The sequence below is a fragment of the Lactobacillus sp. W8093 genome (genome assembly GCF_016100925.1).
GTDB lineage: Bacteria > Bacillota > Bacilli > Lactobacillales > Lactobacillaceae > Lactobacillus > Lactobacillus helsingborgensis.
Map to the genome: position 1 here is coordinate 1 of NZ_JACFRL010000006.1, position 14089 is coordinate 14089.

General features: G+C 36.4%; 14 protein-coding genes, 1 tRNA gene and 1 other annotated feature. Of the genes, 14 read left to right on the forward strand and 1 reads right to left on the reverse strand.

Going from position 1 to position 14089, the window contains the following annotated elements:
- The 11 genes from H3T47_RS05015 to H3T47_RS05065 form a co-directional block, all read left to right on the forward strand.
- On the forward strand, positions 1-1918 hold a 1918-nt coding region (locus tag H3T47_RS05015; protein ID WP_199282741.1), incomplete at its 5' end, for a type I restriction endonuclease subunit R.
- 125 nt (positions 1919-2043) lie between these two features.
- Complete coding sequence (locus H3T47_RS05020) at positions 2044-2928, forward strand: restriction endonuclease (protein WP_199282742.1); 885 nt, start codon at positions 2044-2046, stop codon at positions 2926-2928.
- Positions 2929-2957: 29 nt separating this feature from the next.
- A complete protein-coding gene (locus tag H3T47_RS05025; RefSeq protein ID WP_199282743.1) occupies positions 2958-3455 on the forward strand; it encodes a prolyl-tRNA synthetase associated domain-containing protein in 498 nt (165 codons plus the stop codon).
- A gap of 958 nt (positions 3456-4413) precedes the next feature.
- Positions 4414-4653 (forward strand) — a binding site (T-box leader).
- A 47-nt stretch (positions 4654-4700) separates the two neighbouring features.
- Positions 4701-5885, forward strand: coding sequence for an amidohydrolase family protein (locus tag H3T47_RS05030; protein WP_199282744.1), 1185 nt, complete (start codon positions 4701-4703; stop codon positions 5883-5885).
- Between the two features lie 93 nt (positions 5886-5978).
- The gene (locus H3T47_RS05035; RefSeq protein ID WP_199282745.1) at positions 5979-6350 is read left to right on the forward strand and encodes a pyridoxamine 5'-phosphate oxidase family protein; all 372 of its coding nucleotides are present in this window, start codon (positions 5979-5981) and stop codon (positions 6348-6350) included.
- Between the two features lie 153 nt (positions 6351-6503).
- Positions 6504-7505: a D-2-hydroxyacid dehydrogenase gene (locus H3T47_RS05040; RefSeq protein WP_046326864.1), complete on the forward strand. Its 1002-nt coding sequence runs from the start codon at positions 6504-6506 to the stop codon at positions 7503-7505.
- Between the two features lie 128 nt (positions 7506-7633).
- Positions 7634-8341, forward strand: coding sequence for a GH25 family lysozyme (locus H3T47_RS05045; RefSeq protein WP_199282746.1), 708 nt, complete (start codon positions 7634-7636; stop codon positions 8339-8341).
- Positions 8341-9573, forward strand: coding sequence for a DEAD/DEAH box helicase (locus H3T47_RS05050; protein WP_233335852.1), 1233 nt, complete (start codon positions 8341-8343; stop codon positions 9571-9573). Before H3T47_RS05045 ends, H3T47_RS05050 begins: the two co-directional genes overlap by 1 nt.
- Positions 9570-10898, forward strand: a complete 1329-nt coding sequence (locus tag H3T47_RS05055; RefSeq protein ID WP_199282747.1) for a PTS sugar transporter subunit IIC — start codon at positions 9570-9572, stop codon at positions 10896-10898. The genes H3T47_RS05050 and H3T47_RS05055 overlap by 4 nt, the downstream gene beginning before the upstream one ends.
- A 53-nt stretch (positions 10899-10951) precedes the next feature.
- Positions 10952-11024: transfer RNA gene (locus H3T47_RS05060), tRNA-Arg, on the forward strand.
- A gap of 59 nt (positions 11025-11083) precedes the next feature.
- On the forward strand, positions 11084-11242 hold the full coding sequence (locus H3T47_RS05065; RefSeq protein WP_199282748.1) for a hypothetical protein: 159 nt from the start codon (positions 11084-11086) through the stop codon (positions 11240-11242).
- A gap of 196 nt (positions 11243-11438) precedes the next feature.
- On the opposite strand, the gene H3T47_RS05070 is transcribed toward H3T47_RS05065, so the two are convergent.
- Positions 11439-11675 (reverse strand): DUF2188 domain-containing protein, encoded by a 237-nt coding sequence (locus H3T47_RS05070; protein WP_038521742.1) that lies wholly within the window; start codon positions 11673-11675, stop codon positions 11439-11441.
- A 306-nt stretch (positions 11676-11981) separates the two neighbouring features.
- On the opposite strand from H3T47_RS05070, the gene H3T47_RS05075 reads away from it, so the two are divergent.
- From H3T47_RS05075 to H3T47_RS05085, 3 genes are read left to right on the forward strand one after another with little or no spacing between them, the layout of a single operon-like run.
- On the forward strand, positions 11982-12473 hold the full coding sequence (locus tag H3T47_RS05075) for a PTS sugar transporter subunit IIB (RefSeq protein WP_038521745.1): 492 nt from the start codon (positions 11982-11984) through the stop codon (positions 12471-12473).
- Between the two features lies 1 nt (position 12474).
- Positions 12475-13275 carry a PTS sugar transporter subunit IIC gene (locus H3T47_RS05080; RefSeq protein ID WP_109918154.1) on the forward strand — a complete coding sequence of 267 codons (801 nt, stop codon included), beginning with the start codon at positions 12475-12477 and terminating at the stop codon, positions 13273-13275.
- Entirely contained in the window at positions 13268-14062 is a 795-nt protein-coding gene (locus tag H3T47_RS05085; RefSeq protein WP_038521749.1) for a PTS system mannose/fructose/sorbose family transporter subunit IID, read from the forward strand. The genes H3T47_RS05080 and H3T47_RS05085 overlap by 8 nt, the downstream gene beginning before the upstream one ends.
- Positions 14063-14089: the final 27 nt, after the last annotated feature.

The window sequence follows — 14089 nt, forward strand, 5'->3', positions numbered from 1 at the left end:
AAACGACATTATTGTTATTGCTGATGAGGCCCATAGGAGTCAATATGGTTTAAAGCCCAAGTTTACTAGTAATGGTTTGAGATATGGCTTTGCTGAGTATCTAAGAGATGCATTGCCTAATGCTTCGTTTATAGGCTTTACTGGCACCCCTTTGTCTACAGCAGATAAGTCAACAGTGGCTGTTTTTGGGAATTACATCGATGTATATGACATTACGCAAGCTGTTAATGATCATGCAACCGTAAAAATTTATTATGAAAGTCATGTATTTCCCCTTAAGTTAAAAAGTGATGCGGATGAAAAATATCAAAGGCTTATACAACAAGTTGACTTAGATGATGACCCTACTAATGAAGATAATGCCAGACGAAATCGTGAATTTTCGCGTTTAGAAGCTTTGGCAGGAGCACAACCACGTTTAAAAAGTATTGCAAAACATTTTGTGAATCATTTTGAAACTCGTCAAAAAGAAACGTTTGGCAAATCAATGATTGTTGAAATGTCACGTCGTAACGCGGTTAGATTGTATGACGAAATAATAAAATTGCGTCCAGATTGGGAGAGTAAGGACTTAAAAAAAGGCAAAATTAAAGTTGTAATGACGTCTTCTGCTGCGGATGGTCCAGAGATGTCCAAGTTTCAAACAAATAAATCCGAAAGACGAATCTTGCAGCAACGAATGAAAGACGATAACGATGAATTACAAATAGTGATAGTCGTTGACATGTGGCTGACTGGTTTTGATGTACCTTCATTGAATACTATGTACATTGATAAGCCGATGAAAGGTCATAATTTAATTCAAGCAATCGCACGGGTTAATCGCGTATTCAAAGATAAAGATAGTGGCTTAATAGTTGATTATATTGGTATTGCAGAAAATCTAAAGGACGCTTTAAAAGTTTATTCTACAGATGATCAAGGGCAAGTTGCTATTAATATGGATAAAGCGCTTGCCGTATTGAAAGAAAAATATGACATTATTACCAATGATTATCTTTATGGAATTGACTATTCTGATTTTAATTCTCCTGATGGTGCAGTTAGACTGAAAGTTACGCAAAAAGTCGCAAATGAAATTTTGCATGAGGATGAACAACGTCAGAAAAAGTTCTTAGACGTGGTTACCGAGTTAGAAAAAGCCTATGCTTTAACTGCAACGCAGCCTCAAGCACAAGCTTATGGTAAAGAAATTGCTTTTTTTAAAACTGTTAAAGTTTTTATTATGAAATTAAAAGCGCCTGATAATTCAACGAACTTTGGTAACCATAAAGATATTAAATATCAAATGCAACAGTTGCTTGATCAATCAATTATTTCTGAACCAGATATCGATATTTACAATGAATTGGGTATCAAAAGACAAAGTGTTGATCTTATTTCTGATGAATTTTTGCAAAAAGTCAAAAGCATGCCTGAAAAAGACATTGCAATCACTTTATTAGAAAAGTTACTTAAAGGTAAAGTAAAAGCGATGATGAAAACTAATAAGGTAATGTCAGCAAGATTTCAGGAAATGCTTCAAAAAGCCATTGATGAATACAATAAGCGTGGAATTACTAGTGAATTGGTGATACGAAAGCTTATTGAAATGGCGAAGAAAATTAATGCTGAACAAGAAAGAGGAAAAGATCTTGGACTTAGCCAAGAAGAAATTGCATTTTATGATGCTTTAGCTGATCATAAGAAGGCAGTTGAAGTTTTAGGAGAAGAAAAATTACATTTAATTGCTCAAGAACTTGTTAAACTAGTTAAAAAAGAGGCTGGTGTTGATTGGGAAAAACGTAGAAATATCCAAGCAAAAATGAGAGTTGCAGTCAAACATTTATTAAGAAAATACGGTTACCCACCGGATATAGCTCCAGCAGCAGTTGATACCGTTGTTGAGCAGGCAGAGTTGATGGCAGCAGATGATTAATACAGCTCTTATGGAACCAAGATAGCAATTAATTTTATCTGCTATGTTTTCTTGAATCAAAAAATTTTGCTAAAATTAATTATAGTGTAAGAGACAATAATAATTAAAAACAGGTGAGTATTTAAATGGCTAATCGACAAATTAATCTTCAGAATATAACTATGAAAGAAATTCTGATTGCAATGCGTCGTTTGGGTGGTCAAGTTACAAGACGGGAAATTAGTTCAGATATTCGTGACAATTCCACTGCAATCTCAGAACAAGAAGTAGATAAAATTAAAGTGTCTAAGAAAACGGGTAATAAATATAAACCTTTTGACTATACGCTGAATTATGCGGTTATCTATTTGGTGAGAACAGGCTATTTAGCTGAAGACGGTCATCAAGTAGAGCTAACTGAAAAAGGGCGTAAAGTTGATCTTGATACTTTTGATCCGGAAAAGGATGTACGGCCATTCTTAGAAGATAATGATTCTCAGGAATTAAAGAAAAAGAACTTGGCTGAAATTGATTCTGCTAAGGAAACTACGGATGAAGATACAGAAGAAGATCAGTGGAGACAAGATTTGCTAGATGCCCTGATGAAAATGAGTCCGAAAAAGTTTGAACTTTTTTGCCGCGGTTTACTTACCAAAATGGGGATTGACGTTGATAAGACGATTGGTGTTAACTATGTTGCTGACGGTGGTCTTGATGGTTTTGGCTATGTTCGTTCAAACGATTACCGTACTACCAGAGTGGCTCTGCAAGCAAAACGCTGGCAATCTAATGTGCCCGCTCCTGAAATAGATAAGTTTCGCGGAGCAATGGATAAATACAACGCGGAATTTGGTATTTTTATTACTAATTCTGATTTTACTCGCGGCGCAATTAAGACAGCACGTCAGGGAACCAGAATTATCACTTTGATTGATGGTGAGGAAATCTGTGACCTGGTGGCAAAATATAATTATTACGTGGAGCCTGTGACTACGTATCGATTGAAATCATTTTATACAGAAAAAGATTAAACTATTTAACACGAATTTAGTAAAACTGAATGAACAAAAACGAAACATTACATTACCTTGATCAACACGGAATTAAATATGAAATAGTAGAGCACCAGGCTGTTTATAATATGGCAGAAATGGAAAAAATTGCTCTGCCGCATCCTGAAGCAGATGCTAAAAACCTGTTTGTGAGGGATGACAAGAAACGTAACTACTACCTTTTAACTATTAAGGGCGATAAAAGAGTCAACTTACAGCAATTTCGTGAGGAAAATGGCACACGCAGGCTTAGTTTTGCCTCACCGCAAGATTTAAAAGAAAAATTGGGCTTGGAACCGGGCTCAGTCACACCTTTAGGACTGTTAAATGATTCTGAGCATCAAATATCCTTTTACCTTGAATCATATTTTAGGCAACAATCGAGAATTGCCGTTCATCCCAACGACAATACAGCTAATATTTGGTTAAAGCCGCAAGCTCTAATTCATTTCATAAAGGATTTGGGCAATCCAGTCAAAGTAGTGAAAATGTCGTCCAAACAATAACTCCTGATATTAAGACACAAGATTATCAACTTGTGCCTTTTTAGTTTTAAAACATACAGTATTTATGTTTGTATACAATTATTAAATAAGTAATATTAAATTGTTACGAAATGGTAAACTTTTATATTTATGATTTTAATTAGTTAAAAAAAAACTACTTTCATTGTAGAATTTACAATCGTTACTGCTAATATCTGGTCAGAACTAGTAATTTACTTAGGCAGGTACCAAGAATCTACAGCCTATTGTTAGGCAAGAGCAGTAACGCTGCTAGTATTAAGTTTGTAGTTTGAAAATTAAGCGTGACAGTAATTTCCGTAACTTATATAACTCTACTTTCTCATAAATAAAACATCTTTCTTGTGTATAATCCAATTCTTAAAAACCATTTTAGTTAAAGTTACTCAGGAACAAATTTAGTCATTTGAAAATAAATCCTCTATCAGTTTAAATAAAATATCTAATATCTCATCAACGTTTAAATATCAGAGATAGGATGGTAAAAAGCTAGTTGTCTTGATTTTTCGGCAAAAGGTCAATTAGTAGCCAAATTATTATTTTGTAAAAGAAAAGCGCATGTGAGTCAGGGATAGATTAATTATTAGCATTTTTTATTAAGCTGTCAGTTCAACAGGTAAGAGAAACTAATTTTACAGTCATCAATGGAGGTGCGACGTTTAGTTCAGTTTCGCCATTATCAGTTGACAGAAAAATATTACCTAGCATCAAAGTGACTAAATTAAATTGGAAAAGATTGTTGCATTAATTTCAACTGCTATGAACTTGGTCATTCAGCATTTAAAAGATTAAAACTATAAACTAGTTGGCAAGCGCAAAAGTTTGTGGTTTTAATCAAGTAGTTTATGCTATACCCCTAAATTTAAACTGCCTTTTTGTTTTTTACTTCGTAGAGTTGACATGATTAAGAAATAATGATAAATTAAAAGTCAATTAAATATTAAGCATCTTGCAAAGCAGAGTAACTATCTTATTGCTAATAAAGAGAGCTATCATTTTGGTGAAAGTTAGCTAGTGGTGGTTAGTGAACATGGGCTTCTAATTGATGTCTACTGGTGATAATCAGCCTGTAGCGGAGTTGCGTCCGTTAATTTTGCAAGCTATTGTTTGATAGTTAATGAGGTTTATTACGTGAGTAATAAATGAATAAAAGGTGGTAACGCGAGCACTCGTCCTTAAGAAGAAAAGGATGAGTGCTTTTTTAATACAAAAATTGGAGGTTTGTTGATGACTAAAACTGCATATACTAATGTTAATTTATTTAATGGGGTTGATAATAAAATTCAACCCAATACGACTTTAGTAGTTGATGATGATAGCGGTAAAATTACCGCAATAACGAAGAACTCTGCACCGCAAGCAGACAAGACAGTTGATTTAAATAATAAATACGTGATTCCCGGTTTAATCAATTGCCACACGCATATCATTATGGATCCGTTAACTCCAGATGGCGGCAGTGAAACTGATGTAGTTTCTTCAACTGTTCGTGCAGTAAGTAATTTGCATGATTTGCTTAGGTCCGGAGTAACTTATATCCGTGAGTGTGGTAGTACCTATAATATTGACATCGCCCTTAATAACTTAATTAAGCAAAATAAATTGACCAAGGTCCCGGAAATTGTCCCTTCTGGTCACCCATTTTCTATGACTGGTGGTCACGGTGATATGCCTAATTTTGGTGTTTTGGTAGATTCACCTGATGAAATGCGTAAAGCTGTCCGCCAAGGAATTAAAGCAGGTGCCAAAGCAATTAAGGTCATGGCTACAGGCGGCGTAATGACAGAAAATGACTTTATGGATGACCCCCAATTAAGTGAAGCTGAAATGCACGTTGCCGTGGAAGAAGCTCATCACAAAGGTTTAACTGTGGCCGCACATGCAGAAGGCAACCCAGGAATTCTGAATGCAATTAAAGCCGGCGTTGATAGTATTGAGCACGGCTTTTACGTTAATGATGAAGAAATTAAGTTGATGCTGGAAAAGGAAACATACTTGACCCCAACGATTGTTGGTGCTTGGGCATTCATCGAATATGCACCGGGTAAAATTCCTGACTGGGAAATGAACAAGATTGCGGTTGCTTGGAAAGACTTGCGCGGTAATATTACTAAGGCCAAAAATGCTGGTGTTAAAATTACTCTTGGTACTGATGCTGGAACTCCGTTTAACGACTTCACGATGACACCTGAAGAACTGCCTTTACTGGTTGAACAAGGCTTTACTAACTTTGAGGCTTTGGAAACCAGCTATAATTCGGCCAAACTCCTCAAAATCGCTGATGAATATGGTTCATTAGAGGAGGGTAAATACGCAGACTTTTTGGTACTTGATGAAAATCCGCTAGAAAAAATTAGCGCGGTTGTGCAAAAGGATAAGGCAGTTTATAAGAAAGGTAAGAGAGCTTACTAATTATAAGCAAATGATTTTGCAATTTCGAACAAATGTTCTATAATAAAAGAAGCTACTGAAAAAGTAGCTTTTTTATTATGGGGAGGAGAAAAAATGAATCAAAAATTTTTAGACGTCATGAGTGATGAAGGCCCAGTCACAATTGTTACTATTAACGCCAATCCTGCCAGCGTAGTAAACACTTGGATGTCCTATGTTAAAATCGACGAAAAGAATAATTTGCTTTATATTCCTGCTGCGGGGATGCACAGCATTGAGAACGATTTTGCCAAAGATAATCATGTCCTGTTAACTATGGGTTCTAAAAAAGTTGAGGGCACAGCTGGACCTGGAGCCGGTTTTCATGTTAGGGGAACTGGTCAGTTTTTGGCAGAAGGGACAGAATTTGACGAAATGAAAAAGCGCTTTCCGTGGATGCGTGAAGTTTTGCAAGTCAAAATTGATCAGATTGAACAAAAGATATAAGACAAGTCACTTAGTTAAAACAAAAATAGATTCCCAATTTAGTTTTTAAGCAAAAATTATTAATCGCTCTTTTTTAAATTTATCTTTAATTTTATCTTAATTTTAGATACAATAATAGATATAAATTTTTTATCCAAAAAAGGAGGATTAATAATGAAAGCTTTACTTTACAATATGACCCCGGAGCAAAAGGTCTATGTAGATAAGTGGAACGAAAATCATCCAGAAGATGATTTGGTCACAACTGATGACAAGCTCGATGCTAAGACTGTGGAGATGGCAAAAGGTTATGATGTTGTTAGTGTTTTGCAGGTCTTTGATATAGATGAGGAAGAGGTCTATCGTAAATTAAGCTCTTATGGTATCAAACAGATTGCCTTAAGGTCTGTTGGCTACAATATCGTCAATTTTGACTTTATTCACAAGTATCACATGATCGTTACTAATACCCCTGCATATTCTCCCCGTGCAGTTGCGGAAAATACTCTCACTTCTGCAATGTACTTGTTAAGAAAATGGGGTCCAATTTTAAATAATGAAAAAGAACACCTGAATTTTGTCCGTGAAGAAAATTTGATGAGCGATGAAATTTATAACCAAACAGTTGGTATTATTGGTGTTGGTCGTATTGGTTCTTGTGTAGCTGAAATGTTTCATGCTTTAGGAGCAAAAGTTATTGGCTATGACTTGGTTGAGAATCCTGCTAATGAGGCGTTTTTGGAATATACTGATTTCGACACAGTAATTAAAAATTCTGATATTTTAACTCTGCATACACCGCTTGAACCTTCAATGGAGGACATGATCAGTGCTAAGCAATTTAAAGAAATGAAGAATACTGCATATTTGATTAATGCAGCTAGAGGACCCTTAGTTAATAATCATGATTTGATTGCAGCGCTGAAGAACAAAGAAATTGCCGGTGCTTCTCTTGATGTAATGACTGGTGAAGAAGCAATTGTCATGAAAAAGTTCAATGATATTTCGGAACTACCTGTTGATTATCAAGAATTAGCCCAAATGCCTAACGTAGTATTCACGCCGCATTCGGCATACTACACCAAGACATCTGTTAAAAACATGATTGAGCAAAGTATGACGGACGTCAAAAGAGTTTTAAATGGTCAAAAACCAATATATTTAGTAGAGGAATAGTTTTAACACAAAAGGTGCCTGACTTTTTTTAGTCAGTCGCCTTTTTTAATATGACAAATTGTAGTTACCAATTATAATTAAAATGTTGGTATAATGGACAAGTGTAGAAAAAACAAACGGAGAAAAAGTTGAAAAGGTTTCATCACAAATTCACATTACCAGCAATTTTAATACTACTGGCAGCTGCAATAGGTCTCCTTTTTGCTGGCATCAGCAACATGCGTAATCAAACAACTTTACCACCCAATGGGACTGCCAGTGCTATTGGCGTTGAGCTAAATCAGAGCTTTGGCTTTATTGATTTGCATGAACTGCAAGCAAACGGTGTTTCCTTTGTCTATTTGCGCGGGACTCAAGGAAGATCATATTTTGATGATGATTACTTAACTTACCGCGATCAAATTTTAGGAACTAAAATGGCTTTTGGCACCATTGTTGCCTACAGTAACGAATCAACCCCGTTGCAACATTATCAATTTTTTATGAAAAAGGTGGGCACAAATACAGGTAGCCTCCCAATCTGGATTGAACCTGCAATAGATGACTATGATTTGAACTACATTAAACAAATGGCCCAATTTGCTAGGATGTTGCAACAACAAAATAAGCGGGTAATGGTGGATGTTGATATTAAATATAAAAAGTACTTTGGCCAGGATGTTCAATTTATTACAGGTGGCAGGAAGGCGCCCAACAAATTACAGTACTCTTTTTGGCGTTATACCAATAATGGGCGTGTAAAATCAGTGAGGAATTTTGAAAATGGGGTCACTATGCTTACTTATAACGGTACAGTGACGCAATATAAGGAAAAATACGGACAACTAACACAATAATGAAAAAAGAAATCCAAACAGTTTTAACAAATTTAAAAATGACTGAACCAACTTTAATTCAGGAGAAAACGCGTACCCCAATCTTAAATGGCGCAAGCTGTATTGCGCTGGCTAAAACCGGAACGGGAAAGACGCTGGCTTATGCTCTACCGTCGCTTGAAAAAGTTGCGCAGGGTAAACCAAATAGTTTAGTCATTATTGCGCCTACCACTGAATTAGCTGTGCAAATTCGTCACGCCATTAATCCCTTTATCCATGCCTTGAAGTTGACGGGAATCACACTTGTGGGTGCTGGCAATCGTCAACGTCAAGAAGATAATTTAAAAAAGAAGCACCCAGAAGTTGTGGTTGCAACTCCCGGCAGGTTTTTTGATTTCTTTTCGGCTGGTCGAATTAAGGTAGACCAGATCAGGACTTTGGTAATTGATGAAGCGGATGATGTTTTAGAGTTTAATAAAATGGAACTACTAAGTTCTTTAGGACAAAACATGACGCCCGATTCCCAAATTTTGCTTTTTGGTGCCACTGAGTCTGAAATAACCCAACAAGCACCAGAAATTTTTGCTCGGCAGTTTGAAAAAATTGATGTCAGACCGGATCAGAAAACAACTGTTAAAAATTATTTCTTACAAATAGATAATGCGCATAAAATTGACTTTATTCAGCGCTTACTTAGACTTGATGGTTTCAAAGGAATTTTATTTTTTGATTCCAATCAAACTATGATGCGGTTTGCCGGTATTTTGGCTCACACAAAAACCAAATTCGGCATACTGGCTAATGATTTTGGCAAGCAAAAAAGAGCAGCAGCTCTCAATGACTTTAAAGTTGGAAAAATCAAACTGCTTTTAGCAACAGATTTAGCTGCTCGGGGTTTGGATATTGCGGGTGTCACTTACGTGGTAAACTATGATATTCCTAGTGAAGAAAACACCTATTTGCATCGTGCTGGTCGGACTGGCAGAATGGGGGCCACGGGTTATGTTGTGACTCTAGGTGACGACCATGATTTGCGCGATTTAAGAAAATTGTTGGGTACCAAAATAAAAATTGAGCGCGTGTATTTTGCCGGTTTTCGGCTAACAGAAAAATTACCGCAGAAAAAAGCTCAAAAGAATGATTCGGCGAATAAAAAAGCAGCTTTAACAACTAAAAAGAAAAAGCATAAAAAACACAAAAACAAGAATAAGGGTTATCATCCCCATTATTTAAAGAAAAAGGAGCAAAAATGAGTCGATTAGTTACTTGGCTGGAAGACTATATTTTGCCTTTAGCAAATAAATTAGGACAAACCCACTGGTTAGTGGCTTTACGGGATGCGTTTATTTCTGTAATGCCAATAACTATCGCCGGTTCAGTTGCGGTACTCTTAAGAAGTCTGATTGCAGCTGCCAAAAGCGAACTGGGCTGGCATACCTTTGCCTGGGCCATGCAGCCACTGGTTTTGGTTTGTAACGTAGTTTGGCGGGGAACTTTTGCTTTATTTGCACTTTTCTTAGCCATGTCTTTGGGATACCATTTAGCCAAAAGTATGGAGGTAGATCCGATAGCGGGGGCAATTGTTTCATTGTCATCTTTGGCGATGAGCATTGCTAATTTTACTAAAATAAAAGTTAACGGCAAACTTGTCCCGATACATAAAGTATTTAATATTTCGCAGTTTTCAACTACAGGAATTTTTACGGCAATTGTGTTCGGCACGATTGGTGTTGCTATTTTTGCAATTTGCTTTAGGGCCCGCATTAGACTGCGTCTTTCCGCTAATTTGCCCTATGCCGAACAAATGGCTTTTGATTCACTTGTTCCCGCGATTATTGCAATCTTTTTTGTTGGTATGATCAATTTCGTGTTTCAAACCATCACTGGTACCTTTTTTGGAAATTGGCTGCTTAATTCAATCCAAAAACCGTTGGTAAAACTAGGACAGGGCTTTGGCATGGTAATGCTGGTGACACTACTGGTACAAATATTCAGCTTCTTTGGCTTTAATGGTCTGAGCGTGTGGGCACCATTACTGGATTCAATTTGGCTAACCGCCCAGAATGTCAATGTAACCGCTGCTCGCGAAGGCACGGTAATGCCATTTATTTGGGTTCGCGGCTCTTTTGATGCTTTCGCTTGGTTCGGCGGAGCGGGTGGCACATTAATGCTGATTGTTGCTATCCTGCTTTTTTCAAAAAGAAGCGATTATCGGACAATTGCTAAAGTTGCTTTGGCACCAGGAATTTTTAACATTAATGAACCAATCGTGTTTGGTCTGCCCGTAGTATTAAATCCCGTTTACTTCATACCTTTTGTACTTGCTCCAATGGTCAATGTCGCATTTTCTTATGGCGTAAGTATGATGAATTTGGTTAATCCGGTGCAAGTAGCAGTGCCGGCAATTGTGCCACCAATTATTGGTCCTTTTTTGGCATGTAATTACGATTGGCGCGCAATTGTATTGGCGGTAATCAATATGCTAATAGCTTTAGCGATATGGACTCCCTTTGTTTTCGCTGCAGATAAAATTGCTGAGTCGAATAATCCGCAACCATATTTTACCCGTCAATATTAATTACTAAAAAAGTTGGCTTTTACCAGCTAAATTTGGTAAAGTTAATCTGTTGCGACCCTGTAGTTTATCTGGATAGAACAATGGTCTCCTAAACCGTAGAGGTGAGTTCGAATCTCACCGGGGTCATATAATATACGTTCTAAATTGTTAATGCCACAGTATTCAGTGTGATATTAACAATTTTTTTGATTAATCTAACTTTAATTGTTTTTCCTTGCAGCCTTTTAAGTGCCTGGTTAGCACCAAATACTAATGATCGTGATTTAAATGATTTATATGATCCGGTGATAACCAAACATGGTAAAAAGCGTCATTTTAATGAAATAGAAGAAGCTAATTCATAAAGTTAAACTTTAATTGATGGTAATCAAAAAGTCCGATTATCAAATTAATAATCAGACTTTTATAAGAAAATTTTGTAAAAAATAAAATATGAATAAAATTTGTGTTTTAAAATTAGAAAGATAAAAAATAATTATAATGCCAGTTTTTAGTAAAGATACCTACAAAATAGTTTAATACAGGATGTATTAATACATTCTATCCTTTAGTTTTGGGACTATCGTGACCGTATGAATTTTTTAAATTAATACGGCCATTTCTTTTTTGACTGATTAATTCTGTCTTTTCTTTTTTAGCTAAACCTTTAGCGTATTCAAGAGCATCTTCTTTGCGATCAAAAAGTTTAGAAATTTTATCACTACCTGCAATTTTCACTGCCCATTGGTCACCGTGTGTTGTAACCCACACGTTTTTGGTGACTTCTTCTTTACTCATTATTTATTCACCTCTTTTCATGCTAATTATACAGCTAGTTGTACTATAAAGTGAAAGGATACACATTTAATAAATAATAATATATCAAAAAGCGATTCATAATCTCGCATACTGCAGAATTATTTACTAATTAAAACGCTTACTTGACAGTGAGCGAAAATAAGGTTATTATGCACTTAAATCAGGATTGTAATCGCATACTTTTATAGTAATGTGAGCAAAACCAAAATAATTGCAACTTTGTTGCGCTTATTTTGGTTTTTTTTATGCCCTAATTTAATTATTAGTTTTAGGAGGAATAAATGAATGGTAGTTGTAGGTACAAGAATAGACAATAGATTATTGCACGGAATTGTAGCGACTTCATGGGCCCCACAATCTGGCGCAACAAGAGTAATGGTAATTGACGACGAAACTGCATCAAGTCCAGTTTTAAAAGACGCGATGAAACTTGGTCGTCCAGCAGGAATGGCGGTTTCTGTAATTACTGCAGCAACTGCTTTGGCAAATTTCAAGCGTAATAAATACGACCACCAAAAAGTATTTATTTTAGCTAAAACGCCAAACATTTTTCTCGAACTGAGAAAAAATGGGGTTTTGTTTAATGAATTAATTTTAGGAGGAACCCTGACCTATGAAAATTCTGTCCGCATAACGAACAGAGCATACGTTAAGAAAGAAGACATTCCTGTTTATAGTGAACTGGCTCAATTAGGAGTGACGATTAAATCCATGTATACCACGAAAGATAATCCTATTGATGTCATGGCTGTTTTAAAGGAAAAAGGGGAAATATAAAATGGGACTAACAATTAAAGAAGTTATCTTAATATCATTACTCGCCTATGTCTATTCTTTAGATAGGCACAGCACGCAAATTGCCGGGAAAATCACGATATTATACGGTGCATTGGCTGGCTTAATTCTAGGCGATTTTAAACAGGGACTTGAGATTGGTGCCACGTTGCAATTAATGTCACTAGGAGTGGCAAATTTAGGTGGTGCATCAATGCCTGATTATCCTACTGCTGCGATTATTTCAGCTACAATCGCTATCACTTCAGGCAAAGGGATGGCAGCAGGAATGGCAATTGGCTTGCCCGTGGGCATGTTAGGTATGAACTTTGATGTTTTAATCAAACTGATTAATTCAGCAATCGCCAAAAGAGCTCAAAATTTTGCTCATAAAAAGCAATTTGGCAAGATGACGAGAACTATTCCACTTGCTACCATAATCTATCCGCTAGAATCAACAATACCAGTTTTCATTGCGATTGTTTTTGGTAAATCAGTAGTTCAAGCGATTTTAAATTTCATGCCTCAATGGTTTACCGTTGGGCTAAATGTAGCAGGAGGGATGCTGCCAGCAGTTGGTTTTGCTATGCTGCTGGTCTACATGCCATTAAAAAAATATGGTTATTGGCTAATCGTGGGCTTTGTCGCTACAGCTTATTTAAAAATGCCAGTTTTAGGAGTCGCACTACTAGGTGCAGCTGCAGCTATACATCTTTACTTAAGTCTTTCAAGTAAGAATAAAGTAGTGGTTAATACCCATAATAATGTAGGTAATTTATCAGAGGAGGATATGGAAGATGAGTGATCATAAACTGACCAAAAAGGATATTTTGAGAACCGCTTTAAGGCATTATTTAGGAGTTACAACTTTCAATTATGACACAGGAATTGCTCCGACAATTGTTTGGGAATTGTTTCCGGCTTTAAGAAAAATATACGCAAATGATGATGATTTAGTTTTATCTTTAGATAATCATTTTAGATACTACAATTGTAATCCGTGGCTATCTCCTTTAATCACCGGTGCTACTTTAGCAATGGAAGAAAAAGATGGCGTCAAGTCTATTGAAGCTGTTCAGAACCTGAAAACAGGATTAATGGGTCCGTTATCTGGCATTGGTGACACCATTATTTGGGTGATGATGCCGACCATATTTGGTGCTATTGCGGGATCAATGGGTAAAAAAGGCAACCCCCTGGGTATGTGGCTATTCCTAGCTGTTTTTCTCATTTGCTTTTTCTTAAGACCCTACCTTTATTTTGTGGGTTACCAAACGGGAACAAATCTTATTGCGAAATTAGGTCAGAAGCTTGATGCTTTTACAGACGCGGTTTCGGTATTGGGTATCATGGTTATAGGATCGATAGTATCGTCAACTGTTAACGTGCAAACGGGCTGGGCTTTTCAGACTGGTGGGGTCAAAATTACATTGCAGAGCATTCTTGACCAAATCTGTCCGTCTCTATTACCCGCAATCTTAGTCGCTGCTCTCTATTATATGTTGAAAAAGAAAGTTAAAATGGCAACCTTAATTTTAGCAGTGATTGTAATAGCCATGTTAGGAGCTGCCATCGGGCTTTTTAAAGCCTAAATAAAGTATAAAAGTGGAGAAATTGAT

What these genes read in the sequence shown, in the direction of transcription:
- H3T47_RS05075 (WP_038521745.1), top strand. Translation starts at nt 11,982, where the DNA reads ATGGTAGTTGTAGGTACAAGAATAGACAATAGATTATTGCACGGAATT.
- H3T47_RS05040 (WP_046326864.1), top strand. Translation starts at nt 6,504, where the DNA reads ATGAAAGCTTTACTTTACAATATGACCCCGGAGCAAAAGGTCTATGTA.
- H3T47_RS05055 (WP_199282747.1), top strand. Translation starts at nt 9,570, where the DNA reads ATGAGTCGATTAGTTACTTGGCTGGAAGACTATATTTTGCCTTTAGCA.
- H3T47_RS05070 (WP_038521742.1), bottom strand. Translation starts at nt 11,675, where the DNA reads ATGAGTAAAGAAGAAGTCACCAAAAACGTGTGGGTTACAACACACGGT.
- H3T47_RS05080 (WP_109918154.1), top strand. Translation starts at nt 12,475, where the DNA reads ATGGGACTAACAATTAAAGAAGTTATCTTAATATCATTACTCGCCTAT.
- H3T47_RS05030 (WP_199282744.1), top strand. Translation starts at nt 4,701, where the DNA reads ATGACTAAAACTGCATATACTAATGTTAATTTATTTAATGGGGTTGAT.
- H3T47_RS05025 (WP_199282743.1), top strand. Translation starts at nt 2,958, where the DNA reads ATGAACAAAAACGAAACATTACATTACCTTGATCAACACGGAATTAAA.
- H3T47_RS05035 (WP_199282745.1), top strand. Translation starts at nt 5,979, where the DNA reads ATGAATCAAAAATTTTTAGACGTCATGAGTGATGAAGGCCCAGTCACA.
- H3T47_RS05085 (WP_038521749.1), top strand. Translation starts at nt 13,268, where the DNA reads ATGAGTGATCATAAACTGACCAAAAAGGATATTTTGAGAACCGCTTTA.
- H3T47_RS05020 (WP_199282742.1), top strand. Translation starts at nt 2,044, where the DNA reads ATGGCTAATCGACAAATTAATCTTCAGAATATAACTATGAAAGAAATT.
- H3T47_RS05050 (WP_233335852.1), top strand. Translation starts at nt 8,341, where the DNA reads ATGAAAAAAGAAATCCAAACAGTTTTAACAAATTTAAAAATGACTGAA.